The 23,522-nt window shown below is 71.3% G+C and carries 22 protein-coding genes; 7 read left to right on the top strand and 15 right to left on the bottom strand.

The window, feature by feature from the left end:
• Positions 1 to 43: 43 nt before the first annotated feature.
• From mutM to ACIPJI_RS11500, 8 genes are all read right to left on the bottom strand, one after another.
• Entirely contained in the window at positions 44 to 904 is an 861-nt protein-coding gene (mutM, locus tag ACIPJI_RS11535) for a bifunctional DNA-formamidopyrimidine glycosylase/DNA-(apurinic or apyrimidinic site) lyase (protein WP_356622253.1), read from the bottom strand.
• Positions 905 to 1,054: 150 nt separating this feature from the next.
• Complete coding sequence (gene rnc / locus ACIPJI_RS11530) at positions 1,055 to 1,912, bottom strand: ribonuclease III (RefSeq protein WP_356622254.1); 858 nt, start codon at positions 1,910 to 1,912, stop codon at positions 1,055 to 1,057.
• Positions 1,913 to 1,931: 19 nt separating this feature from the next.
• Positions 1,932 to 2,105, bottom strand: a complete 174-nt coding sequence (gene rpmF / locus ACIPJI_RS11525; protein WP_026165248.1) for a 50S ribosomal protein L32 — start codon at positions 2,103 to 2,105, stop codon at positions 1,932 to 1,934.
• A gap of 2 nt (positions 2,106 to 2,107) precedes the next feature.
• Positions 2,108 to 2,713, bottom strand: coding sequence for a DUF177 domain-containing protein (locus ACIPJI_RS11520; protein ID WP_307708497.1), 606 nt, complete (start codon positions 2,711 to 2,713; stop codon positions 2,108 to 2,110).
• A 166-nt stretch (positions 2,714 to 2,879) separates the two neighbouring features.
• The gene (locus tag ACIPJI_RS11515) at positions 2,880 to 3,965 is read right to left on the bottom strand and encodes a cell division initiation protein (protein ID WP_307708496.1); all 1,086 of its coding nucleotides are present in this window, start codon (positions 3,963 to 3,965) and stop codon (positions 2,880 to 2,882) included.
• Positions 3,966 to 4,059: 94 nt separating this feature from the next.
• Positions 4,060 to 4,542 (bottom strand): pantetheine-phosphate adenylyltransferase, encoded by a 483-nt coding sequence (gene coaD, locus ACIPJI_RS11510; protein ID WP_359660448.1) that lies wholly within the window; start codon positions 4,540 to 4,542, stop codon positions 4,060 to 4,062.
• A 26-nt stretch (positions 4,543 to 4,568) separates the two neighbouring features.
• A complete protein-coding gene (gene rsmD, locus ACIPJI_RS11505; RefSeq protein WP_189473387.1) occupies positions 4,569 to 5,153 on the bottom strand; it encodes a 16S rRNA (guanine(966)-N(2))-methyltransferase RsmD in 585 nt (194 codons plus the stop codon).
• Between the two features lie 53 nt (positions 5,154 to 5,206).
• Positions 5,207 to 8,410: a helicase-related protein gene (locus ACIPJI_RS11500; protein WP_402245740.1), complete on the bottom strand. Its 3,204-nt coding sequence runs from the start codon at positions 8,408 to 8,410 to the stop codon at positions 5,207 to 5,209.
• Between the two features lie 163 nt (positions 8,411 to 8,573).
• Here ACIPJI_RS11500 and ACIPJI_RS11495 point away from each other — a divergent pair, with 163 nt between their 5' ends.
• Together ACIPJI_RS11495 and ACIPJI_RS11490 are read left to right on the top strand one after the other, a co-directional pair.
• Positions 8,574 to 10,394, top strand: a complete 1,821-nt coding sequence (locus tag ACIPJI_RS11495) for an HSP90 family protein (protein WP_356622256.1) — start codon at positions 8,574 to 8,576, stop codon at positions 10,392 to 10,394.
• Positions 10,391 to 13,384 (top strand): tetratricopeptide repeat protein, encoded by a 2,994-nt coding sequence (locus ACIPJI_RS11490; protein WP_402245738.1) that lies wholly within the window; start codon positions 10,391 to 10,393, stop codon positions 13,382 to 13,384. Before ACIPJI_RS11495 ends, ACIPJI_RS11490 begins: the two co-directional genes overlap by 4 nt.
• Before the next feature lie 350 nt (positions 13,385 to 13,734).
• Here the strand turns inward: ACIPJI_RS11490 and ACIPJI_RS11485 are convergent, their stop codons facing one another.
• A complete protein-coding gene (locus ACIPJI_RS11485) occupies positions 13,735 to 15,324 on the bottom strand; it encodes a DAK2 domain-containing protein (protein WP_307708491.1) in 1,590 nt (529 codons plus the stop codon).
• Between the two features lie 271 nt (positions 15,325 to 15,595).
• Between ACIPJI_RS11485 and rpmB the strand changes: the two genes are divergently transcribed.
• Positions 15,596 to 15,781, top strand: coding sequence for a 50S ribosomal protein L28 (rpmB, locus tag ACIPJI_RS11480; RefSeq protein WP_003957616.1), 186 nt, complete (start codon positions 15,596 to 15,598; stop codon positions 15,779 to 15,781).
• A 164-nt stretch (positions 15,782 to 15,945) separates the two neighbouring features.
• Here the strand turns inward: rpmB and thiD are convergent, their stop codons facing one another.
• Positions 15,946 to 16,734 (bottom strand): bifunctional hydroxymethylpyrimidine kinase/phosphomethylpyrimidine kinase, encoded by a 789-nt coding sequence (gene thiD / locus ACIPJI_RS11475; RefSeq protein WP_402245736.1) that lies wholly within the window; start codon positions 16,732 to 16,734, stop codon positions 15,946 to 15,948.
• Between the two features lie 10 nt (positions 16,735 to 16,744).
• Positions 16,745 to 17,716 (bottom strand): thiamine-phosphate kinase, encoded by a 972-nt coding sequence (locus ACIPJI_RS11470; protein ID WP_159686608.1) that lies wholly within the window; start codon positions 17,714 to 17,716, stop codon positions 16,745 to 16,747.
• A gap of 239 nt (positions 17,717 to 17,955) precedes the next feature.
• Here ACIPJI_RS11470 and ACIPJI_RS11465 point away from each other — a divergent pair, with 239 nt between their 5' ends.
• Both ACIPJI_RS11465 and ACIPJI_RS11460 read left to right on the top strand, forming a co-directional pair.
• A complete protein-coding gene (locus ACIPJI_RS11465) occupies positions 17,956 to 18,189 on the top strand; it encodes an Lrp/AsnC family transcriptional regulator (RefSeq protein WP_159686611.1) in 234 nt (77 codons plus the stop codon).
• Positions 18,190 to 18,209: 20 nt separating this feature from the next.
• On the top strand, positions 18,210 to 18,680 hold the full coding sequence (locus ACIPJI_RS11460) for a DUF3515 domain-containing protein (protein WP_307708489.1): 471 nt from the start codon (positions 18,210 to 18,212) through the stop codon (positions 18,678 to 18,680).
• Positions 18,681 to 18,689: 9 nt separating this feature from the next.
• On the opposite strand, the gene ACIPJI_RS11455 is transcribed toward ACIPJI_RS11460, so the two are convergent.
• The 3 genes from ACIPJI_RS11455 to ACIPJI_RS11445 are packed head-to-tail and all read right to left on the bottom strand — an operon-like array spanning position 18,690 to position 21,641.
• Positions 18,690 to 19,847: a D-alanine--D-alanine ligase family protein gene (locus ACIPJI_RS11455; protein ID WP_307708488.1), complete on the bottom strand. Its 1,158-nt coding sequence runs from the start codon at positions 19,845 to 19,847 to the stop codon at positions 18,690 to 18,692.
• Positions 19,848 to 19,881: 34 nt separating this feature from the next.
• Positions 19,882 to 20,892, bottom strand: coding sequence for an NAD(P)H-dependent glycerol-3-phosphate dehydrogenase (locus tag ACIPJI_RS11450; RefSeq protein ID WP_307708487.1), 1,011 nt, complete (start codon positions 20,890 to 20,892; stop codon positions 19,882 to 19,884).
• Positions 20,889 to 21,641, bottom strand: coding sequence for a lysophospholipid acyltransferase family protein (locus ACIPJI_RS11445; RefSeq protein ID WP_356622261.1), 753 nt, complete (start codon positions 21,639 to 21,641; stop codon positions 20,889 to 20,891). Before ACIPJI_RS11445 ends, ACIPJI_RS11450 begins: the two co-directional genes overlap by 4 nt.
• Before the next feature lie 148 nt (positions 21,642 to 21,789).
• Here ACIPJI_RS11445 and cofC point away from each other — a divergent pair, with 148 nt between their 5' ends.
• Positions 21,790 to 22,506 (top strand): 2-phospho-L-lactate guanylyltransferase, encoded by a 717-nt coding sequence (gene cofC, locus ACIPJI_RS11440; RefSeq protein ID WP_402245732.1) that lies wholly within the window; start codon positions 21,790 to 21,792, stop codon positions 22,504 to 22,506.
• 10 nt (positions 22,507 to 22,516) lie between these two features.
• The gene (locus ACIPJI_RS11435; RefSeq protein ID WP_053556895.1) at positions 22,517 to 22,720 is read left to right on the top strand and encodes a hypothetical protein; all 204 of its coding nucleotides are present in this window, start codon (positions 22,517 to 22,519) and stop codon (positions 22,718 to 22,720) included.
• Between the two features lie 136 nt (positions 22,721 to 22,856).
• Here the strand turns inward: ACIPJI_RS11435 and ACIPJI_RS11430 are convergent, their stop codons facing one another.
• Complete coding sequence (locus ACIPJI_RS11430) at positions 22,857 to 23,507, bottom strand: HU family DNA-binding protein (protein ID WP_307708484.1); 651 nt, start codon at positions 23,505 to 23,507, stop codon at positions 22,857 to 22,859.
• Between the last annotated feature and the right edge of the window lie 15 nt (positions 23,508 to 23,522).

Below are 23,522 nucleotides of genomic sequence, written 5' to 3'. Positions count from 1 at the left end.
GCGGCTCCAGGGAAGCCTCCCCGGCGGACGGGGGCGCCCGTCGTCAGGAGACGGGGCGCGGTACGCGCTGGCAGCGAGGGCAGAAATAACTTGAGCGGTTCATCCACGGGCGGCGGCGCATCGCGGTGCCGCAGCGTCGGCAGGGCTCGTCCTCGCGGCCGTACGCGTCGAGGGAGCGGTCGAAGTAGCCGGACTCGCCGTTCACGTTCACATACAGGCTGTCGAAGGTGGTGCCGCCGACGGCGAGGGCCGCGGTCATCACCTCGCGCACATGGCGGAGCAGTTCGACGGAGCGGGGACGGGTGAGGGTCGCGGTGGGGCGCTCGTAGTGGAGTCTCGCGCGCCACAGGGCCTCGTCGGCGTAGATGTTGCCGACGCCGCTGATCAGGGACTGGTCGAGCAGGGCCCGTTTGACGGTGGTGCGGCGGGCCCGCAGCGCGGTGTGGAACTTCGCGTCGTCGAAGAGCGGGTCGAGCGGGTCGCGGGCGATGTGCGAGAGGACGTCGGGCAGGCCGTCCGGCGCGTTCTCGTGGAGGGACAGGCCGCCGAAGGTGCGCTGGTCGACGAAGCGCAGCTCGGTCCCCAGCGGATCCGCGAACCGGATGCGGATGCGCAGATGCTTCTCGTCGTCCGCGTCCTGGGCCTGCACGAGGAGCTGCCCGCTCATGCCCAGGTGGCCGAGGATCGAGGTGTCGGTGTCCGCGAGGGGCAGCCACAGGTACTTGCCGCGCCGGCACGCGTCGCCGACGGTCCTGCCTGTCAGCCGTGCGGCGAAGTCCTGCGCGCCGGGCAGGTGTCTGCGGATCGCGCGCGGGTGCAGCACCTGCACGTCGGCGATCGTGCGACCGCTGACCCAGCTCTGCAGACCACGGCGCACGACCTCGACCTCGGGCAGCTCGGGCACGGGCCGGGTCTCCTTCTGCGAGTCACATGGTGTTGCCCGCAGGGTACCGCCAGGCCGTGGGCCGGTGACGGGCGGGAACAGCGGTGAGGCCCCCCGCCTGTGGCGGGGGGCCTCACCGGAACTGCTGTCGTGCGACGGAGCTTGGCGGAATCAGGCCGAAGCCCGGTCCGCGGGTGCCGGCTGCTCGTCCGCCGGTGCCGGTGCGTCGGCCGGTGCCGGTTCGGAAGGGGTGTCGGCGTCCCCTTCGTCCGTGACGGCCCCGCTCTCGGCGGCGGCCTTCGCCGCTGCCAGGCGCCGGTCCGCTTCGGCACGGATCTCCCGCCACGCGGACTCCGCCGCCTGCTGCTCCGCTTCCTTCTTGCTGCGGCCGGTGCCGGTGCCGTACGAGACACCACCGACGCGGGCGGCAGCAGTGAAGGTCTTCTCGTGGTCAGGACCGGTCTCGGTGACCAGGTACTCCGGCACGCCGAGACCCTCTGCCGCGGTGAGCTCCTGGAGACTGGTCTTCCAGTCCAGGCCCGCACCGAGGTTCGAGGACTTCTCGATGAGCGGGTCGAAGAGCCGGTGAACCAGCTCGGACGCCGCATCGAGGCCCTGGTCGAGATAGACCGCGCCGATCACCGCTTCCAGGGTGTCGGCGAGGATGGATGCCTTGTCCCGGCCCCCCGTGCCCTCTTCGCCACGGCCGAGCCGGATGAAGGAGCCGAGTTCGAGGCCACGCCCGACCTCCGCCAGCGCACGCGAATTGACCACAGCGGCCCGCAGTTTGGCCAGCTGGCCTTCCGGCAGGTCGGGGTGGGTGCGGTACAGCGTGTCGGTGACCACCAGGCCGAGCACGGAGTCCCCGAGGAACTCCAGGCGCTCGTTGGTGGGCAGACCGCCGTTCTCGTACGCGTACGAACGGTGGGTCAGCGCGCGCACCAGAAGGGCGGACTCGAGCTGATACCCGAGCCGCCCTTCCAGAAGCGTGTGGGACGAGGCATTGTCCGTCTTGTTGGACTCAGACATCGCGCCTCTCACCAGCCGCTCAGACCTCGAGGACCTGGCGCTTGTTGTAGGTGCCGCAGCTCGGGCACGCGATGTGCTGCTGCTTCGGCTCCTGGCAACGCTCACACGAAACCAGGGTGGGGACCGCAGCCTTCCACTGCGACCGGCGGTGGCGCGTGTTGCTGCGCGACATCTTCCGCTTCGGAACAGCCACGGCTACTTCTCCTGCTTCTCGTCGACGCCCGCTTCGGCGCCGCCCATGTTGTCCTTCTCGCCGTCCTGAACGGTCTCGGCGAGTCCCTGCAGTGCCGCCCAACGGATGTCGACGGCGTCATGGTGGTGGTCCGGGTTCTCGTCCAGCCTGACCCCGCACTCGGGGCACAGGCCTTCACAGGTCTCCCGGCACACCGGCTGCATCGGCAGTGCGAGCACCACCGCATCACGCAGCACGGGCTCGAGGTCGAAAAGACCGTCCTCGAGGAAGAGCCTGTCCTCGTCCTCTTCGTCGTCGGCAGGCTCCGCAGTGCGACTGCGGCCCCTGTCGTCGGCGTCGGGGTACGTGAACATCTCCTGGAAGTCCGCCGCGACCTCTTGGCGCAGCGGCTCCAGACACCTTACGCACTCCCCCTCGGCGGTCGCACGGGCGGTGCCTGTGACAAGCACACCTTCCATGACGGACTCGAGGCGGAGGTCCAGCTCCACGGGCGCGTCTTCCGGCACACCGATGACATCGGCGATGCCGAGGTCCTTGGGAGCGTCCACCGTGCGGGAGAGCCGCTGGAGCGCACCCGGCCGCCGTCCCAGCTCGTGCGTGTCGAACACGAGGGGATTGCGATGGTCGAGGCGCGTGCTCAGGGGACTTCCTGCTTTCGGTTCGTGGGAGGGGCCGTCCCGGTTCGTGGGGCGAAGCGGACAGCCGGGATCGCGATCTACGCGCGACCGAAGAACCAGGGTACTTCAACAGCCGCGATAGGCCCAATCCGGGCCGCTAGCGCCCCTGCTCGTACCGGTTCAGCTGTTCCAGGTCGATCATGCTGGTGTCGAAGAGGCTGGTCTCGTCCAGTGCCGTGCCCTGCTGGGGCGGGGCCTGCGGCGGCGGGGGCGGCTGCTCCCCGTAGCCGCCGGCATGGGCGGGGGCGCCTGTGGCGTACGGGTCGGGCTGGGCGTACTGCTGGGCGTAGCCCTGGTCCTGGTAGGCGGCGTAGGGGTCGGGCTGCTGGTAGCCCGCGTACGCCTCCTGCGGCTGGTACGTGTACGGGTCGTGCTGGGCCGGGATCTGCGGCTCGGGCTGCGGCGGGTAGGCGTACGCGTCCTGCTGCTCGCGCTCGGGCACGGCTGCGGGGACGGGGTCGGCGATCTCCGCGAGGCCGGCGAGGTAGTCCGCGTCGCTGGTGTGCTGATGGCCGGCGGCGTCCTGCGCGGCCATGTGGGCGCCCAGATCGTCCGTGGCGATACGTCCGTGCAGCTTCTGCCGACCGCGGCCGACCGCGTCGAGCGTCTTGGACAGCACGGCCTCGAAGGCGCCGAGCTTGGCGTCGACGTACTGGTCGGCCCGCTGGATGAGGGTCTGCGGGTCGTTGCTGTGCTCCGGCGCGTCCTCGTCGGCGTAGCCGTGCTCGTCGAGTCCGGGTCCCCGGCCGAGGAGCTTCTCGCGGCCCCGGTCGACGGAGCCGATGGTCTTGGTGAGGACGACCTCGAAGTTGGCGAGCTTGGAGTCGACGTAGTCGTCGGCCTCGGCGCGGATCTCCTCCGCCTCGCGGCGGGCCTCGGCGAGGATGCGGTCGGCCTCGTCCTGGGACCGGCGGGCGACCTGGGTGTCGGAGATCAGCGAACCACGCTCGGCGTGGGCGGACTCGATGATCCGCTCGGCCTCCCGGCGGGCCTCCTCGACGAGCTGTTCACGGCCGCCGATGAGCTCCTGGGCCTGGGCCAGGGAGCCGGGCAGAGCCTCGCGCACCTCTTCGAGCATGGCGAGCAGCTCGGCGCGGTTGACCACGCAGGACGCCGACATGGGCATGGAGCGGGCGTTCCCGACCGCTGCGACGATCTCGTCGAGCTTCTTCTGCACGTCCACCGTGGTTCGCCACTCTCTACTGCGGGTTGGAGACGGACGGGACGACTGTACGGGCAGTCCGTCCCCGCCCGACACCGGGTGACGAGTTGTCAGCTCAGCCCTTTTCCGCGAGCCGGCGCACGAGCGCCCGGTGGACGGTGTCGGGCAGCAGGTGGGAGACGTCGCCGCCCCCGGCGGCGACTTCCTTGACCAGGCTGGAGGAGAGGAAGCTGTAGGTGGGGTTGGTGGGCACGAACAGCGTCTCCACCCCCGAGAGGCCGTTGTTCATCTGGGCCATCTGCAGCTCGTAGTCGAAGTCGCTGACCGCGCGCAGCCCTTTGACGATCGCGGGGATGTCGCGCTCCTTGCAGAAGTCGACGAGGAGACCGTGATGGGACTCCACCACGACGTTCCCGTACTCGCCGGTGACCTCGCGGATCATCGCGATCCGCTCGTCGACCGTGAAGAGTCCCTGCTTGGACTTGTTGATCATCACGGCGACGTGTACGACGTCGTACAGCTTGGAGGCGCGGGCGATGATGTCCAGATGCCCATTGGTGATGGGGTCGAATGACCCCGGACAGACTGCGCGGCGCAACTGAAGTCCCTCGCTCTCCGGTCCGGTCATGGTGCGTCTTCGCACGTAGCGGCGGCGCGACCGTACCAAAGCGTCCCCTCGCCGTAGCGACGGGCCCGCAGTGGCGTGAAGCCCTTGGGCCAGTTGAATTCTCCGCCTCTGGTGCTGCGCTCCACGGTGACGAGGGCATCGTCCGCGAGCCAGCCCTGGAGGCGGAGTGTGAGCAGAATCTCGCGAAGATCGTCGTCCGTGACGGCGTACGGCGGGTCGAGGAAGACCACGTCGTAGGGGCTCTCAGGCGCCGGACCCGTGACGATCTGTTCGGCTTTGCCGGTACGCACCTCAGCGCCGGGCAGGCCCAGCGCCCGCACGTTCTCCCGGACGACGCGGGCCGCGCGGGCGTCCGCCTCGACCAGCAGGGCGTGGGCCGCGCCGCGGGACAGCGCCTCGAGGCCCACCGCGCCCGACCCGGCGTAGAGGTCGGCGACGCGGATGCCGTCGAGGGTGCCGAGCTGCGACTCCCAGCTGGAGAACAGCCCTTCCCGGGCACGGTCGGAGGTGGGGCGGGTGCCGGTGCCTGGCGGGACGGCGAGGCGGCGTCCGCCGGCAGCACCGGCGATCACGCGGGTCATGAAGGGCCTCTCTTGAGCGGGCTCACATCCCAAGTGTCTCAGCCCCGAGTCTCTCAGCCCTTGTCGAGGTACTGCTCGCGCTCCTTGTCCAGCAGGGCGTCCAGAGCGGTGCGCAGCTCGGGCAGCCGTTCCAGGTCCGGGTCGGCGCCGACGATCGCGACGGCCTCCTCGCGGGCCGCGGCGATGACCTCCTCGTCCTCGATGACGCTGAGCATCCGCAGGGAGGAGCGCACACCGGACTGGGCCTGGCCCAGCACATCGCCCTCGCGGCGCTGCTCGAGGTCGATCCGGGAGAGCTCGAAACCGTCGAGCGTCGAGGCGACCGCGGCCAGGCGCTGACGGGCAGGGCTCGCCTCCGGCATCTCGGTGACCAGCAGGCACAGGCCCGGGGCGGAGCCGCGGCCGACCCGGCCGCGCAGCTGGTGGAGCTGGGAGACGCCGAACCGGTCCGCGTCCATGATCACCATGGCGGTGGCGTTGGGGACGTTGACGCCGACCTCGATGACGGTGGTGGCGACCAGGACGTCCACGTCGCCGGCGCCGAAGCGGCGCATCACGGCGTCCTTGTCGTCGGGCGGCATCCGCCCGTGCAGGACCTCGACGCGCAGCCCGCTCAGCGGCCCCTTGGCGAGCTGGTCGGCGACCTCGAGGACGGCGAGCGGCGGGCGCTTCTCCGCCTCGTCCTCCGCCGTCTTCTTCTTCGGCTGCTCCTCGTCGTCGCCGATGCGGGGGCACACCACGTACGCCTGGTGCCCGTTCTCGGCCTCTTCGCGGACCCGCTCCCAGGCCCGTGCCAGGAAGTGCGGCTTCTCGGCGGCGGGGACGACATGACTGGCGATCGGCGAGCGGCCGGCCGGCAGCTGGTCGAGCACGGACGTCTCGAGGTCGCCGAAGACGGTCATCGCGACCGTGCGCGGGATGGGGGTGGCGGTCATGACCAGCAGGTGCGGCGGCTGCTTCCCCTTGGAGCGCAGGGCGTCGCGCTGCTCCACGCCGAAGCGGTGCTGCTCGTCGACGACGACGAGGCCCAGGTCGTGGAACTGGACCTTGTCCTCGATGAGGGCGTGGGTGCCGATGACGATCCCGGCCTCGCCGGTCACCAGGTCGAGCAGCGCGTGCCGGCGGGCGGCTGCGCCCATGGAACCGGTCAGCAGCACGACCTTGGTGCCCTGCTCCGCGCCTCCGAGCATGCCGCCCTCGGCCAGCTCGCCCATCATCTCGGTGATCGAGCGGTGGTGCTGCTGGGCGAGGACCTCGGTGGGGGCCAGCATCGCGGCCTGGCCGCCCGCGTCGACGACGGCGAGCATGGCGCGCAGCGCGACCATCGTGTTGTGCGTGACGGTGAAATGGTCGGTGACATACGCGTGACTCGGGTGGGCGACGCTGATGCACTGGACGGGCTTCCTGCCGACGTACTCCACCGCGCGAATTCCGCGGCGGAAGGTGTGGTACTTCGGCCGGGTGCACAGACGGTCCACTTTGCGTGACAGCCGGAACGGCGTGTATTCCTCGGGGAGAGCCACGGAAACGTTGAATGCGTTCCTCGTCGGCAGGACCCGGGCTCTTCCTCCCAATGATCGCACCAGCCACGCCACGCCGTCGGCCAGCCGCCGCGACGCCGAGCAAAAGGAAACGCTCATACCATCGGCGTCGAGGGTGCCATCCGTGTCCATGAGTCCTTGCAGGATCGCCAGTCGGTTCTTGATCGAGGCATTCTTGTAAGGCTCCGGAACGAACTTCTCGTGCGAGGTAGCACCCCACAACCCCATCTCACGCAGCGACTCAATGACAGGGTTCCGGCGGTTTCCGCCCCTCGGCGCGGTCATGCGAAGTGTGAAGTCGCAGCGCGACCCTGGCACGGGCACCAATTGACACTCGGGGGCTATGGCAGCCCGCACTGCTTCGAGGATCTCCTCGTCGACACTGGAGACACGGAGATTGTGACGGAATGATCCGTCTCCCAGGAGAACACCGAGCAGGTAGGGGTCGACCAAAAGATCCACACCGCTGTCGAGGTCGACCGGGACAGCAGCGGGCAGATACCACTTCGACGAACCGTCGGCCTTGAACGTATCTCGCCTGATCTCCCTTGTGGTCATGGTCTTGGGCTGCTGGCCGCGGTACCAGCCGCAGCTCGTACCGACGATCCACAAATGCTCGTCATCGCACTCGACGGAACTTCCGTCCGAGAGCACAAGGCGCCAGACGTCACGTTCTCCTTGAGGAAAGACGCCATCCACGACAGCGACCTCCCCGGACGGAACGACCACATCGTCGCCGCGGGCGATATCGCCCATCCGGCGATAACCACTCGGCGTCAACACGAGGGAATCGAGCGGCTGTGCTTTGCCCGAGCCCACTTCTCCCTGGAGGAGGCGGTGCATGGGGTGCTCGGTCGCGAGGTCGTCGAAGATCTCCTTGCTGACCGACTGCTGGCCTTCGGTGAGGGTGAAGGGCAGCTTGGCGTCGAAGGCGTCGAGGAGCCCGCCGGGCACGGGGCGGCGGACCACCGCGGGGAGCTGGGTGTCGGCGTACCGCCTGCGGGCGAGGGCGACCTGGAGGACGAACGCCTCGTCCCACTTCAGCCGCTCCCTGGCCGCCTCGATGTCCGCCTTGGTACGGGGGCGGTGGATCATGCGCAGGGCGTCGGGAAGGGTCGCCATGCCCCGCCCTTCGCGCAGCGCGGGCGGCAGCGGGTCCACCGCCTCCGCGGCCCGGTCCAGCACCGCGTCGATCGCCTTGGAGATCTTCCAGGACTCCAGCTGCTTGCAGGCCGGGTAGATCGGGATGAGCTGATTGGCGAAGGCGTCCACGGCGTCGGCCGCGCTCGCGCCGCCGCTCAGCGGTTCGTACGCGGGGTGGGACAGCTGGAGCTTGCGGTTGAAGACGGACACCTTGCCGGCGAACATCGCCCGGGTGCCCGGCAGCAGGTCCTTGTGCGGTTTGTGGACGCCCTTGCCGAAGAAGACCAGCTGGAGCCGGCCGCTGCCGTCCGTGATGGTCACCTCGAGGCGCCTGCCGCGGCCCTGGTTGAACGTGTGGATCCGCGCGTCGGCGACCTGGGCGACCACGGTGACGTGCTCGTCCAGCGGCAGCTCGGCGAGGGACGTCAGCTCACCGCGCTCCGCGTACCGCCGCGGGTAGTGGTGCAGCAGGTCACCGAGGGTGTGCAGATCGAGATGCTCGGCCATCACCTTGGCGGTGGCGGCGCCGAGCGTCTTCTTGAGGGGTTCGTCGAGCGCGGACACGCGATCCATTGCACACCACTCCACCGACAGTCGTCGCACACCTGTTGATAACTCCTGGTCAACGCGGCGCCGCGAGCCCTACGATGGCCCCTCTTCCGCCCCCTTCGCGATCACCGCCGTACGGGATCGCCCGACCCGCGCCGTCGCCCGACCCCCCACCGGCGCAGCGACGATGACATCTGAGACGACACCGTCCGGCGGTACGACGACACCGCACACCTTCCAGGTCGATCTGCGCGGCCTGGTGGACCTTCTCTCCCACCACCTCTATTCCAGCCCGCGGGTCTATCTGCGCGAACTCCTCCAGAACGCCGTGGACGCGATCACCGCCAGGCGTGCCGAGGACCCCGGGGCGCCCGCGCGGGTGCGGCTGTACGCCACCGGCGGCGGCCTGCGCGTCGAGGACTCGGGCATCGGTCTGACCGAGACGGACCTGCACAGTCTGCTCGCGACGATCGGCCGCAGTTCCAAGCGCGAGGGGCTCGAGTCCGCACGGGCCGGGTTCCTCGGTCAGTTCGGCATCGGGCTGCTCGCCTGTTTCGTCGTGGCGGCCGAGATCCGGGTGGTGAGCCGCAGCGCCCGTACGCCGGGGGCGCCGCCCGTGGAGTGGTCGGCCCGCGACGACGGGTCGTACACGGTGCGGACCCTGCCCGACAGTGCCCGGCCGGAGCCCGGCACGACGGTGTACCTCGCCCCCCGGCCCGGTACCGCCGACTGGCTCACCGAGGAGCGGGTGACCGCTCTGGCCCGGGACTTCGGCTCGCTGCTGCCCTACGACGTCCGGGTGGGCGACACCCCGGTGAGCGAACTGCCGGCGCCTTGGGACCGCGCGTACCCGGGTCCGGCGGCGCGGCGGGTGGCTTTGGCGCGCCACTGCCACGACGTGTTCGGCTTCACCCCGCTCGACTCGGTGGACCTCTCGCTGCCGGTCGCCGGTGTCCGGGGGGTCGCGTACGTGCTGCCGTCCGCCGTCAGCCCCGCGCAGCGTTCCGGGCACCGGGTGCACCTGAAGGGCATGCTGCTCACCGACCGGGCCGACGAACTCCTGCCGGACTGGGCCTTCTTCGTGCGGTGCGTCGTCGACACCGACAGCCTGCGCCCGACGGCTTCCCGCGAGTCGCTGTACGCGGACGAGACGCTCGCCGCCGTACGCGAGGCGCTCGGCGACCGTATCCGGGAGTGGCTGACGGGGCTCGCCGCCGGGGACCCGGAGCGGCTGGCGCAGTTCCTCTCCGTCCACCACCTGGGCGTGAAGTCGCTGGCCCGGCACGACAGCGACATGCTGCGGACGATGCTGCCGTGGCTGCCGTTCGAGACGACGGACGGCCGGTTGTCGCTGGAGGAGTTCGCCCAGCGGCACCCCGTGGTGCACTTCGCCCGGACGGTCGAGGAGTACCGGCAGGTCGCGCCGATCGCCTCTGCGCAGGGCATCGGCCTGATCAACGGCGGCTACACCTACGACAGCGAACTGGTCGAGCGCCTGCCCGAGGTCCGGCCCGGCACGGTCGTCGCCGAACTCGACGCCGACACGGTCACCGCGCACCTCGACGCGGTCGATCCCGGGGAGGAGCTGGCCCTCGCCGGCTTCCTGGCCGCCGCGCGGACCAGGCTGGAGCCGCTGGGCTGCGACGTCGTGCTGCGCGCCTTCCACCCGCTGACCGTGCCGGCGCTCCATCTCGACGACCGGGCCGCACGGCACGAACAGGCACGCGCCGAGGAGGAGGCCCAGGCGGACGACCTGTGGGCCGGGATCCTCGGGTCGCTGCGCGGCAGCGCTCCCCGCGCACGGCTCGTGCTCAACCACCTCAACCCGCTGATCCGCAGGATCGGTTCCCTGGACGGGGAACTGGCGGGGACGGCGACCGAAGCGCTGTACGGGCAGGCTCTGCTGATGGCGCAGCGACCGCTGCGGCCGGCCGACTCCGCGCTCCTCAACCGCGCGTTCATGGGCCTGCTGGAGTGGGCCACCCACGACCAGGAGAACGGACGATGAGCCTCGACACCCCCATGGACGCCGAAGCGCTCCGCCAGGCGCTGTGCGACAACGACCGTGAGCCGGAGGGGCCCGCGCGCAACGCCCGCGCGGAGCGGCTGTTCGCCCAGATCGAGCAACTCGGCGACACGTCACTCGTCATCGACGGCCTCGACCATCTGATGCAGGTCTACAACTACAGCTCGGAGGCGGACAAGATGTTCGTCCCCTTCGCACGGCTGCTGCGGATGTGGGACGACCGGCCCGAGGACTTCGACCGCCGGCAGGTCCACTCCCTGTTCTGGATGTTCAAGTGGGTCTCCAGCGGCATGGTCGACCAGCCGCACATCCCGCTCGCCTCCATCGAGAAGTGGCAGGCGGAGATGGAGCACCGCTACCGGCTGGCGGGCCACTCGGAGCGCGCGGTGCGGCAGGGTGAGATGCGGATCGCCCGGCACGTCGGCGACCTGGAACGCGCCCAGCGGGCGTACGACGCCTGGCAGGCCGCCGACCGGGACGACAAGAGCGACTGCCACGCCTGCGAGTTGCGGACACAGGGCTCGTGGCAGGCGCAGCGCGACGACGACGAGGGTGCGCTCGTCACCTGGCGGCCGGTGCTGGACGGCGAGTTCACCTGTGCGCACGAGCCGCACGCCGTGCTCGCCGCCTCGCTGCTCCCTCTGCTGCGGCTGGGGCGCGCGGAGGAGGCCCGCGCCAATCATCTGCGCGGCTACCGGCTGGCGCGCTCCAAGGAGAGCATGCGCAGCGCCGTCGCCCGGCATGTCGAGTTCTGCGCGCTGACCGGCAACGAGGCGCGCGGCCTGGAGATCCTGGCCGAGCGTCCCTCGTACTTCACGGACACCGGGGAGCCGAGCAGTCTGCTCAGCTACCTGGAGGTCACCGCGCTGCTCACCGACCGGCTCACGGCGCTGGGACACGGCGACATGAGCCTGACCGGTCCCGGCGGCCGGGCCTGGACCGTCCGTGAACTCGCCGTTCACGCGCGTGCGGAGGCGCGTGCCATCGCCGCCCGTTTCGACGCGCGCAACGGCAACACGTACTTCAGCGAGCAGAGCGCTGAGCGCATGGACCGTACGCCGCTTCTGGACCGGCTGCCGCTCGGTGTCCGTTCGGTACGGCCGGTGCCCGCACCGCGCGAGGCGCCGGCCGCGGCGGCCGGTACGGCCCGTTCCGGTTCCGGTTCCGGTTCCGGTTCCGGTGAGGATCTGGCGGGCCTGCTGGCCGAGGCGCGCCGGCTCTCCGAGGCCCAGCATCCCCACGCGACGGACGCATGGGCCGCCGTCGCCGAGGCGGCCGGCCGTGAAGGCACCGAACTCCCCGTTCTCGAGCGGGCGGAGATCGACGAGCACCGCGCGATGGCACCCGCGACACCGCCGGCCGAGGCGATCGGGCTGTTCACCTCCGCGGCCGGGCTGTACGAGTCGGCCGGCGAGCCCGCTCGCGCGGCCACCGCACTGGCCCGTGCCGCGTACTGCGTCAGCCTCGACGGGCGGCCCGCGGAGGCGCTGGAAGCCGTGCAGGAGCCCTGCGACCGGGCGCTGGCCCTGCACGCGGAGGGCCGGTCCACCGCGCGGCTGACGGGCCGGGCGCTGCTCTGCCGGGCGCGGATACTCAACGACATGATCGGCGGCATGCAGGTCCAGGAAGCCGTGGAGGCGGCCGTCGCATCCCTGGAGGAGGCGGTGCACGCGCTCCTCGGCTTCGCGGAGCCGGAGCAGGCGGAGCCCGGGGTCGGCGTCGTCATCGGCGAGGCGCTCGGCTACCTCGGCGACATCACCGCGTTCCGCGGCGACGCGCCCGGGGCGGCCGAGCTGTACACGCGCGCCGCCGACGCCTACATCCGGGCGGGCCGGCCCTGGTTCGCCGTGGAGCCGGAGAGCCAACTGGCAGGGGTCAGCAGGCACCTCGGTGACCTGGAGACCGCGGAGCGGGCCTCCCGGTCGGCGCTGGAGCACGCGGCCCCCTTCGCCGGACCTGGCGGGCGGGCCCGCCTGCACCTCCAGCTCGTCGAGACGCTCGCCGACACCGGCAAGCTCGACGAGGCGGCCGATCACGCGCTCGAAGCGGCGCACTGGGCCGACGAGGCGGGCGAAGGCGCGGGCAACAGCGCGTACGCACGACACCGCCTCGGCGGGTTCCTGCTCCAGCTGGGCCGGGCCGCCGAGGCGGCGGCCGTGCTGGAGTCCGTACTGCCCGACCTGAGTGCGCAGGACCACGGCGACGGCATGATCGTGCAGACCCTGTGGTGGCTGGGCGACTGCTGCACGGCACTGGGCGAGCCCCGGGAAGCCGCCGAGCACTGGCTGAAGGCGGCGGACATCGCACGCGGCTGGCCGGAACAACGGGACCACGCGATGCTCGCGAACCTGGCCGGGCAGGCCCTGTTCCGTGCGCAGCTGAACCCGCAGGCGGAACTGGCCTACCAGCGTGCGGGCGACCTGTGGCGGGACCTCGGCGACGTGCACGCGCTCGTGCGCACGCTGCGGGTCCGGGCATGGATCGCCGTACGGGAGGGGCAGGCGGGCATCGACGCGGCGCGTGAGCTGATGACCGCGGCGGCGACGGAGTGCGAGTCGGCGCTCGCCGCGTCGGCGGACGCGGACGCGGGCGCCTGTGCCGCGCTGCGTGCCGAACTGGCGGACACCTACCGCCAGACCGGCGACCTGATCGCGAGCTCCTGCGACGGCGAACCCGGAGACGACGACACGGACGGCTCGGCCCGGGTCGCGTACGAGGAGGCGGTCGCTCTCGTCCTGCGGGCGGTGACGGTCTTCGAGGAGGCGGGCGAGCAGTTCACCGACCTGCGTACGGGCGCGCAGCTGATGGCGTCCTGGCTGCACGCCTCGCTCGGTGACGCCGCCGCGGCGGTGGCGCTTGCGCGGGAGGTCCTGGCGACGTACGAGGGCTCCGGGGACGGCCCGGCCGACGAGACCGCGGAGTCGCGCTGCGCGGAGGCGCGGGCGGTGCTGACGGAGGTTGCCGGGGGGTGAGGGGGTGTGGCGGGGGCGGGTCCGCTGCGCGGGGCGTTTCCCCTACCCTCCCCCTACGGCCTGGCGGCCGTGGGAGGACTCCCACGTCCCGAACCGGACTCTGCCCGGACCCGCCACCGCGCTCCGCGCTGTGTTTCGGGGGCTCCTCCCCCTACGCCTGGCGGCGTGGGGGGGACCCCCACCGGATCCCCGCGCCTCGAACTCCCTCTACGGCCTGGCGGCCGTGGGAGGTGCCCCCAGCGAGGCTGACGAAGTCGGCCCGCCCGGCGATCGAGGGCACCGCGCGAAGCGCGGTACGGGGTCCGGGGCGTGCCCCGCCACGCGGCACGCCCCGCGCAGCGGCGACGCCCCTACTCCACCCCGATCAACAACGGCGTCGCCCGGTCCCCGCCGCCCTCGTACGTGACCGTGTCCACCGCCAAGTAGCCCTCGCGGACATGGGACTCCAGCCTGTCGGACAGTCCCTCCGGCGCCGTGCCGCCCAGGACCAGCGTGACCAGTTCGCCGCCGGAGGAGAGCATGCGGTCCAGCAGGGTCAGCGCCGTCTCGGTGAGGTCCTCGCCGATCACGGCGACGTCGCCGTCGATCAGGCCCAGTACGTCGCCGGCCTGGCACACGCCCACCGATGTCCACGACCGGTGTTCCGCCACGGCAAGTTCGGCGTAGCGCGTCGCCCCGGCCGCGGCCGTCATCGCGACGACGTCCTCGTCGAAGCGGCGGTCCGGTGCGTGGACGGCGAGGGCCGCGATGCCCTGGACCGCGGAGCGGGTCGGGATCAGGGCGACACGGACGCCGGCCGTGCGGGCCTGTTCCGCTGCCGCGGCGGCCGTGTGGCGCAGGGACGTGTCGTTCGGGAGGAGGACGACCTCGCGGGCGTGTGCCCGGCGGATCGCCTCGACGAGTTCGCCGCTGGCCGGCGGCTCCCCCGGCCGGGCCAGGACGGTGGTCGCGCCGGCCTGGCGGTACAGGTCCGCCAGCCCTTCTCCCTGCACCACCGCGACGACCGCCCGCTGGGCCTGCTCCCGCGGGGCGGGATCGGCCGCGGTGTCGAAGTGCGTGATGCGGATCCGGTAGGGCCGGCCCGCCTCGACACCGGCTTCCACGGCCGCGCCGGCGTCGTCCACGTGGACGTGGACGTTCCACAGGCCGTCGCCGCCGACGACGACGAGGGAGTCGCCGAGCCCGTCGAGCCGTGCCCGCAGGCGGGCGACGGACTCGTCGTCCGCCTCGAGGAGGTAGATCACTTCGAAGGCGGGGCCGCTGTCCGAGCACGGCTCGGCGGTCCGGTTCTGCCGGGCGGGGCGGGCATGAGCGGGCGAGGTGGCCGGCGGGGCCTCGCCGGAGACCGCCTGCACCAGTGCTCCGAGGACCGTCAGCAGTCCCTGGCCGCCGGCGTCCACGACGCCCGCACGTTCCAGCACGGCGAGCTGGCCGGGTGTGGCGGCCAGCGCCGCCCGCGCGCCCGCGTAGGCGGCTCTCAGGGCGTCGGTGGGGGCGTTCTCCGCGGCGTCCGCCGCGGCCGCGGCGACGCTGAGGATCGTTCCTTCGACGGGGTGCGCCACCGCCTCACGCGCCAGTTCCGAGGCGCGCCGCAGCGCCCCGGCCAGGTGATCTCCGTCACCGAGCCGTTCGGCCATGCCGCGCAGCAGCTGGGCGAGGATCGTGCCCGAGTTGCCTCGGGCGCCGATGAGGGCGCCGTGGGCCATGGCCCGGATCACGTCGGCGAGGGCGGGTGAGGTGTGTCCTGTCTCGTGAGCGGCGAACACGGCCTCCACGGCCTGTGCGGCGGACTCCACCGTCAGGTAGAGGTTCGTGCCGGTGTCCCCGTCGGCGACGGGGTACACGTTGATCGCGTCGATGTCCTCACGCTCCCGGCCCAGGGACTCCAGCGCCAGGGAGCACCAGTCGCGTACGGCCGAGGCGTCGAGACTCTGCGGCACCTGGTGATCCTCCTTGAGCGGCCGGGCAGATCCTGGTGGCCGGCGGGGCCTCGGGCTGCGGGTCGTCCCGCAGCGTAGACCCCGGCCGCCGCCGGTGAGCAGGGCGGGGGGCGGCGGCAGCATGCTAGTTTCGTCTCTCGGAAGCAGTGGATGTATGCTGCTCCAGTTGCCCGATGAGAGTCGGGCCATTCCCCCGGCAAGCCACTTCAGATCTACTGATTCCGGCGCGCCGGATTCACCGTAAGTGCATCTGAAGTCTTTGGAGTGACCCGTGGCTGCCAACTGCGACGTCTGCGGCAAGGGGCCGGGCTTCGGCAACAACATTTCGCACTCGCACCGCCGTACGTCCCGTCGCTGGAACCCGAACATCCAGCGTGTGCGTGCAGTGGTCGGTCGGACGCCGAAGCGGCTCAACGTCTGCACCTCGTGCATCAAGGCCGGCAAGGTCTCGCGCTAAGTGATGCTCCCCGCGTCAGCGGGGATGATCCCGCCGACGTCTCGTCGTAGCGCAGCCCTCCGGTTGCCTTGAAAAGCCGGTCCACCTCGGTGGACCGGCTTTTTGCCGTGCTCCGCGACGGGCCGGGGCCCTCTCCGGGCGGGTTCCGGCGGGCGGCGGGCGCTCTAGCGGAAGCGCCAGCCGTGATCCACCGGACCGATTCCCCCGCCCAGCGCGAAGCCCGCCGCGATCGCCCCCGTCACGTACTCCTTGGCCGCGTGGACGGCCTCCGGGACGGTCATGCCCTGTGCCAGCCCCGAGGCCACCGCGGACGCGAGCGTGCAGCCCGTGCCGTGGGTGTGGCGGTTGTCGTGGCGGGGCGCGCGCAGCCAGTGCTCCTCGTCGCCGTCCGTGAGCAGGTCCACGGCGTCGCCGGCCAGATGACCGCCCTTGATCAGCGCCCAGCGGGGCCCGAATCCGAGTACGGCCTCCGCGGCCCTGCGCATGCCGGCCTCGTCGCGGACCTCGATGCCGGTCAGCTGGGCCACCTCGTCAAGGTTGGGCGTGGCCACGGTCGCGGCCGGCAGCAGCTTCGTCCGCACCGAGTCGAGCGCGGAGGCGGCCAGCAGCGGGTCACCGTGCTTGGAGACGCCCACCGGGTCGACGACCACGGGCGCGTCCGTGCCGGTGAGCAGCTCCGCCACGGTCTCGACCAGTTCGGCGGAGGACAGCATCCCGGTCTTCACGGCCTGTACGCCGATGTCGTCGACGACGCTCCGGTACTGGGCGCGCACCGCCTCGACGGGCAGCTCCCACGTGCCCTGGACGCCCAGCGAGTTCTGGGCGGTGATCGCGGTCAGCACGCTCATGCCGTGCACACCGAGGGCCAGCATCGTCTTGAGGTCGGCCTGGATGCCCGCACCGCCGCCGGAGTCGGATCCGGCGACGGTGAGCACGCGAGGGGGTATGTCCATACCCGGAAATCTACTTGCCGTCCTCGATGCCCCCGAAGTGGTCCCAGCCGCCCTTGCTCGTCCACGGCGCCCCGTCGACGGTCACCTGGGGCAGCGCCGACGGGTTGAGCACCTCGCCGATGACCTTCCAGCGGGCGGGGAGCTTCACGTCGGGCGGGAAGGTGGCGACGATCGCGTGGTCCTCTCCCCCGGTCAGCACCCACTGCAGCGGGTCGACTCCGACGGCCTGGCCGATGTCGCTCATCTGGGTGGGGATGTCGATGAGTCCCGACCGCAGATCGATCCGGACCTTGCTCGCCTCGGCGATGTGCCCCAGGTCGGCGACGAGCCCGTCGCTGATGTCGCACATCGCGGTGGCGCCGAGCCCGGCGGCCGCGGGACCCGCGTGGTACGGCGGCTCCGGTCTGCGGTGCGCCTCGACGAAGGCCCGCGGGGAACGGAAACCGCGCGACAGGACGGCGTGCCCGGCCGCGGACCAGCCCAACCAGCCGGTGTAGGCGACGACATCGCCGGACTGCGCGCCCGCGCGGGTCACCGGTTCGTGGTTGCGCAGATCGCCCAGAGCCGTGATCGCGATGGTGATGGTCTCGCCGCGGACGACATCGCCGCCGACGACGGCCGCGCCGGCGACCTGGCACTCGTCGCGGATGCCGTCCATGAGCTCGGTGGCCCAGGTGACGGGAAGTTCGGCCGGGACGACGAGCCCGAGGAGCAGTGCGGTCGGCACGGCGCCCATCGCGGCGATGTCGGCCAGGTTCTGCGCGGCCGCCTTGCGTCCCACGTCGTACGCGGTGGACCAGTCGCGGCGGAAGTGCCGCCCCTCCAGCAGGATGTCCGTGCTGGCCACGACCCGTCGGTCGGGTGCGGCCACGACCGCGGCGTCGTCGCCCGGTCCGAGCCGTACCGCGGGGGTGGTGGTGAGCTTGGCGGTGAGTTCCTTGATGAGACCGAACTCCCCCAACTCGCCCACAGTTCCCTTCACCGAGTCACCTCTCCTTGTCGTGGACGCCGCGCGTGATTGCTGCGGTCGCGAGCCGCCACTGCTGTCGGTACCGTCAAGAGATACGTCAACTTCTGTTCGCCGTACGCCACGCTGCGGGCGCCGTCCGCCGCGAGGGTCTCCCCGTGGCCCGCGACGACGCGATACCGTGGCGACCCCTCTCCCTGGGATCTCCCCACCGACGGTAGGGGACATGATCCTCGTGCCGCCCTGGAGGCTCCGTGGTACAGGCGTACATCCTCATTCAGACCGAGGTGGGCAAGGCGTCGACCGTCGCCGAGACCATCGGAAAGATTCCCGGTGTGATCCAGGCCGAGGATGTGACCGGCCCGTACGACGTGATCGTGCGCGCGCAGGCCGACACCGTCGACGACCTGGGTCGCATGGTGGTCGCCAAGGTCCAGCAAGTGGACGGCATCACCCGCACCCTGACCTGCCCGGTCGTGCACATCTAGCCCCCGTCTACCCTTGGCCGGTGACGTCTTTCGGCCGCCGGTCCCTGATCCTGTCCGCAGCCGCCGTGCTGGTGGCCGCCGCGGGCTGCTCCTCCACGGACGCGTCGGCGTCGATCACGGTTCCCAGCCCCCCGGCCGAGGAAGCGGCCCTGTGCCGTGCGCTGGACGGGGAGCTGCCGGACTCGGTCGACGGGCACGACCGCGACGACCCCGAGCCGTCGTCCGAACTCACCGCCGGCTGGGGCGATGCCGCGATCGTACTGCGCTGCGGTGTCGCCCGGCCGGTGGGGATGAGCGATCCGCAGGGACAGGGCGTCGAGGTGGACGGCGTCAACTGGCTGCTGGAGGAGCGGGACGACGGTCCCCGTTTCACCACCACGTACCGCGAGACGTATGTGGAGGTCACACTCGGCAGCCGGTACATGCACGACATCGGCCCGCTCACAGACCTGGCCGGGCCCGTCAAGAAGACGGTCCCGGCCACGCTTTGACCTGCGGTCCTACCGAAGCCCCGTCGAGCGGGTCAGGGCGGCCTGGATCAGCCGGTCCACCAGCTCGGTGTAGGCGACGCCGCTCTCCTGCCACATCCGCGGGTACATGGAGATCGGTGTGAAGCCCGGCATGGTGTTGATCTCGTTGATGACGAACTCGCCGTCCTCCGTGAGGAAGAAGTCCGCGCGGACCAGGCCCTCGCACGACGCCGCGTCGAACGCCGCGACCGCCAGCCGCTGCACCTCGGCGGTCTGCTCGTCGGTGAGCGGGGCGGGGACCAGACCGGCCGCCGAGTCGATGTACTTGGCCTCGAAGTCGTAGAAGTCGTGGGCCGTCACCGGCGGGATCTCGGCCGGGACGCTGGCGCGCGGGCCGTCCTCGAACTCGAGCACGCCGCACTCGATCTCACGGCCGCGCAGCAGCGACTCCACGAGGATCTTGGGGTCGTGGCGCTGCGCCTCTGCGATCGCGTCGTCCAGCCCCGCGAGCCCGTCGACCTTGGTGATGCCCATGGAGGAGCCGCCACGGGCGGGCTTGATGAACAGCGGCCAGCCGTGCTCGCCCGCGAAGTCCACGATCTTCTTACGGGCGGCCGCCGGGTCGTTCGCCCACTCGCGCGGCCGGATCACCTCGTACGGACCGACGGGCAGGCCGAAGGAGACGAAGACCCGCTTCATGTACTCCTTGTCCTGGCCGACGGCCGAGGCGAGCACGCCCGAGCCGACGTACGGGACGCCGGAGAGCTCGAGCAGGCCCTGGAGGGTCCCGTCCTCGCCGTACGGGCCGTGCAGCATCGGGAAGACGACGTCCACCTCGCCGAGCACCTTGGGCACGGAGCCGGGCTCGCTGTAGACGACCTCACGGCTGCCGGGGTCGACGGAGAGCACCACGCCGCCCTCGTCGGACTCGGCGAGCTCCTCGACGTTCGGCGTCCTGCGGTCGGTGATCGCCATCCGGTCGGGCTCGTCGGCGGTGAGCGCCCACCGGCCGTCGGCCGTGATGCCGATCGGCAGGACGTCGTACTTGGTGCGGTCGATGGCCCGCAGCACCGCGCCCGCGGTGACCACGGAGATCCCGTGTTCGGAGCTGCGGCCGCCGAAGACGACGGCTACGCGCGGCTTGCGGAGCTGCTGCTCGGGGCTCTGGGGGAGGTTCTCGGTGCTCATATCGCGATGAGACTACCCGCTGGTTCGAACGACGTCAGCGTCGCTCGGGCTTGGCGGCGCGGGACATCAACTCCTTGAGAGCAACGACCGGCGGCTTCCCCTCGTGGACGATGCCGACGACCGTTTCCGTGATCGGCATGTCCACTCCGTGCCGGCGGGCCAGGTCCAGCACCGACTCGCAGGACTTGACGCCCTCCGCGGTCTGCTTGGTGACCGCGATGGTCTCCTGGAGCGTCATCCCGCGGCCCAGGTTGGTGCCGAAGGTGTGGTTGCGGGACAGCGGCGACGAGCAGGTAGCCACCAGGTCGCCGAGACCCGCGAGCCCGGAGAACGTCAGCGGGTCGGCGCCCATGGCGAGGCCCAGCCGTGTGGTCTCCGCGAGACCGCGGGTGATCAGGGAACCCTTGGCGTTGTCGCCGAGCCCCATGCCGTCGGCGATGCCGACGGCGAGGCCGATGACGTTCTTGACCGCGCCTCCCAGTTCGCAGCCCACCACGTCGGTGTTGGTGTAAGGGCGGAAGTAGGGGGTGTGGCAGGCCGCCTGCAGACGTTGCGCGACGGCCTCGTCACGGCAGGCGACCACGGCGGCGGCGGGCCGGCGCTGGGCGATCTCCTTGGCGAGGTTGGGGCCGGTGACCACGGCGACGCGGTCGGCCGGTACGTGCGCGACCTCCTCGACGACCTCGCTCATCCGCTTGGCGGTGCCGAGTTCGACGCCCTTCATCAGGGAGACGAGCACGGTGTCGGCGGGCAGTTTCGGCACCCACGCGGCGAGATTGCCGCGCAGGGTCTGGGACGGGACGGCGAGGACGGTGAAGTCGGCCTCGTGCAGCGCCTCCGCCGGGTCCGTGGTGGCCCGCAGTTTCTCCGGGAGCTCGATCCCCGGCAGATAGTCGGGGTTGGTGCGGGTGGTGTTGACGGCGTCGACGAGGTTCGCGCGGCGTCCCCACAGGGTCACCTCGCAGCCGGCGTCCGCCAGCACCATGCCGAACGCCGTGCCCCACGAGCCCGTTCCGAAGACGGCGGCCTTGACCGGCTTTGTCACTTCGCTTCCTCCCCGGCGGCCTTGCGGCGCTGCTCCGCGCGGACTTCGCGCAGATCGAACGGCTTCTCCGGCGCCTTCTCGCCGCGCAGCTCCTCGAGCTGCTCCGTGACCGCGGCCATGATGGCCTCGGTCGCGGCCTTCAGGACTTCCGGTGTGGGATCCAGGTCGTAGAAGCGCGAGAGGTCGACCGGCGGGCCGGCCTGCACCTGGAGCGTCTTGCGCGGGAAGAGCCGGACCTTGTTCTCCTTGGCGTACGGCGGCATCGCCAAGTTGGCGCCCCACTGGGCGACCGGGATGACCGGCGCCTTCGTCTGCAGGGCGGCCCGCGCCACACCCGTCTTGGCGGTCATGGGCCACATGGCGGGGTCGCGGGTGAGCGTGCCCTCCGGGTAGAAGGCGACGCACTCGCCGCGCTCGACGGCGTCGACGGCGGCACGGAAGGCGCCGACGGCGTTGGAGGACTCGCGGTAGACGGGGATCTGCCGGGTGCCCCGCAGCAGAAGCCCGACGACGGGCGTCTTGAACAGCGCGGCCTTGGCCAAGAACCGCGGGACCCGTCCGGTGTTGTACTGGAAGTGCCCGTACGAGAACATGTCGAGGTACGAGTTGTGGTTGATGGCGGTGATGAATCCGCCCTCGACCGGAATGTGTTCCGTTCCCCGCCAGTCCCGCTTGAACAGAAGCAACAGCGGCGGCTTTGAGATGACCGCGGCCAGGCGGTACCAGAAGCCGATTCTACGGCGGGACACTCGGACACCTTCCTCTTACGACCGGGCCATTGCCTGGCTGCTGGGGGTCAAGTGTCGCCCCGGGCCTCTGGTCTGTCGAGAACACGGTACGCCCCGGCCACGCCCCCTCCCCTCGGGGCCTTCTGAGATCGGGGCGACAATGGGCCCGATGCGCATGGACCAAGAGTTCGCCACGGACACGGAGCCGGTCTTCCCGCCTGCCCGCCTCTGGTCCCTGGTCGTACCCCTGAAGCCGCTGGCCCTGGCCAAGAGCCGGCTGGCGGGAGCGGCGGACGACAGGCTGCGGCCCCGTCTCGCCCTCGCGTTCGCCCAGGACACCGTGGCGGCCGCGCTGGCCTGCCCTGCCGTACGGGATGTGGCGGTCGTCACGGACGATCCGGCCGCCGCTGCGGGGCTCGCGGCACTGGGGGCGAGGATCGTGCCGGACTCCCCGGCGGCGGGCCTCAACGCGGCGCTGGCGCACGGCGCCGAAGTGGTGCGTGCCGCACGCCCCGCCGCGGCGGTCGCCGCGCTCAACGCCGACCTGCCCGCATTGCGTACGGCCGAATTGGCGAGGGCGCTGGCGGCGGCTTCGGTATTTACCCGGGCATTTCTGACGGATGCGGCCGGAATCGGTACGACTTTGCTCTGTGCCCGGCCGGGCGCGGAATTGCGCCCCGCTTTCGGGGGTCCTTCACGCCTTGCGCATTTGGCTTCCGGTGCCACGGAAATCATGTCCGGCGGTCTCGATTCCGTGCGCCAGGACGTGGACACCGGCGAGGATCTGGCCGCCGCGCTCGCGCTGGGCGTGGGCCGGCACACCGCGGACCGCCTCGCGGCCGGCGCTCCGGCCGTACCGAGGAAGCACGCCGGTCAGGGGCACTAGGCTGGCGGCCATGCAGGCGACCTCGTACACCTACGACCCCGAGACCCGCAGCGGCAGTGTGCTGCTGGACGACGGGACCCCCGTGGACTTCGACGCGGCGGCCTTCGACGCGGGCGGCCTGCGGCTGCTGCGGCCGGGGCAGCGGGTGCGGATCGAGACCGAGGGCGAGGGCGAGAGCCGCCGCGTCACCCTGGTGACGCTGTACACCTTCTGAAGGGCGCCGCGTACACGTTCCGAGAGGAGCGCCGTGCGACCGCACGCCGCGGGCCGGTCTCCCCCTGGGAGACCGGCCCGGCGCGTGAGTGGCTGTGCGGCGCTCGGCCGCTTGTTCCGGGTGTGCGCCCTCGGCGCTACTTGTTCCTCGAGGTCGTCTTCTTGGCGGTGGTCTTGCGCGCCGTGGTCTTCTTGGCCGGCGCCTTCTTGGCCGTGGCCTTCTTGGCCGGGGCGGTCTTCTTCGCCGTGGCCTTCTTGGCGGTGGTCTTCGCCGGGGTCGCCTTCTTCGTGGCGGCCGTGGTCTTCTTGGCGGTGGTCTTGGCCGTCGACTTCTTCGCTGCCGCGGTGGTCTTCTTCGCGGCGGTCTTCTTGGCGCCCGTGGTCGTCTTCTTCGCCGCGGTCCGCTTCGCGGCGGCCTTCTTGGCCGCGGACTTGGAGATGGTGGGCGGCGGGCCGGAGAGGCTGCCCTTGGGGGCCTTCTTGACCGCGACCTCGCCTCCCTTGGGGAGCTTCTTCGAGCCGCTGACCAGGTCCTTGAAGCCCTGCCCTGCGCGGAAGCGCGGTACGGACGTCTTCTTGACCCGGACACGCTCGCCGGTCTGCGGGTTGCGAGCGTAGCGGGCAGGGCGGTCGACCTTCTCGAACGAGCCGAAGCCGGTGACCGAGACCCGGTCTCCGGCGACCGTTGCGCGGACGATCGCGTCAAGCACCGCGTCGACGGCGTCAGCGGCCTGCTGACGCCCGCCGAGCTTGTCGGCAATCGCTTCTACGAGCTGCGCCTTGTTCACGTCTTCCCCTTCGGA

Source organism: Streptomyces sp. NPDC086835 (genome assembly GCF_044745705.1).
Taxonomy (GTDB): Bacteria; Actinomycetota; Actinomycetes; order Streptomycetales; family Streptomycetaceae; genus Streptomyces.
The sequence above is the reverse complement of the archived record's forward strand: the minus strand, read 5'-3'. Positions and strand labels throughout refer to the sequence as shown.

What these genes read in the sequence shown, in the direction of transcription:
- ACIPJI_RS11500 (WP_402245740.1), bottom strand. Translation starts at nt 8,410, where the DNA reads ATGGATCGCGTGTCCGCGCTCGACGAACCCCTCAAGAAGACGCTCGGC.
- rnc (WP_356622254.1), bottom strand. Translation starts at nt 1,912, where the DNA reads ATGTCTGAGTCCAACAAGACGGACAATGCCTCGTCCCACACGCTTCTG.
- cofC (WP_402245732.1), top strand. Translation starts at nt 21,790, where the DNA reads ATGCGCATGGACCAAGAGTTCGCCACGGACACGGAGCCGGTCTTCCCG.
- ACIPJI_RS11490 (WP_402245738.1), top strand. Translation starts at nt 10,391, where the DNA reads ATGAGCCTCGACACCCCCATGGACGCCGAAGCGCTCCGCCAGGCGCTG.
- rsmD (WP_189473387.1), bottom strand. Translation starts at nt 5,153, where the DNA reads ATGACCCGCGTGATCGCCGGTGCTGCCGGCGGACGCCGCCTCGCCGTC.
- ACIPJI_RS11495 (WP_356622256.1), top strand. Translation starts at nt 8,574, where the DNA reads ATGACATCTGAGACGACACCGTCCGGCGGTACGACGACACCGCACACC.
- ACIPJI_RS11435 (WP_053556895.1), top strand. Translation starts at nt 22,517, where the DNA reads ATGCAGGCGACCTCGTACACCTACGACCCCGAGACCCGCAGCGGCAGT.
- ACIPJI_RS11455 (WP_307708488.1), bottom strand. Translation starts at nt 19,847, where the DNA reads ATGAGCACCGAGAACCTCCCCCAGAGCCCCGAGCAGCAGCTCCGCAAG.
- thiD (WP_402245736.1), bottom strand. Translation starts at nt 16,734, where the DNA reads ATGGACATACCCCCTCGCGTGCTCACCGTCGCCGGATCCGACTCCGGC.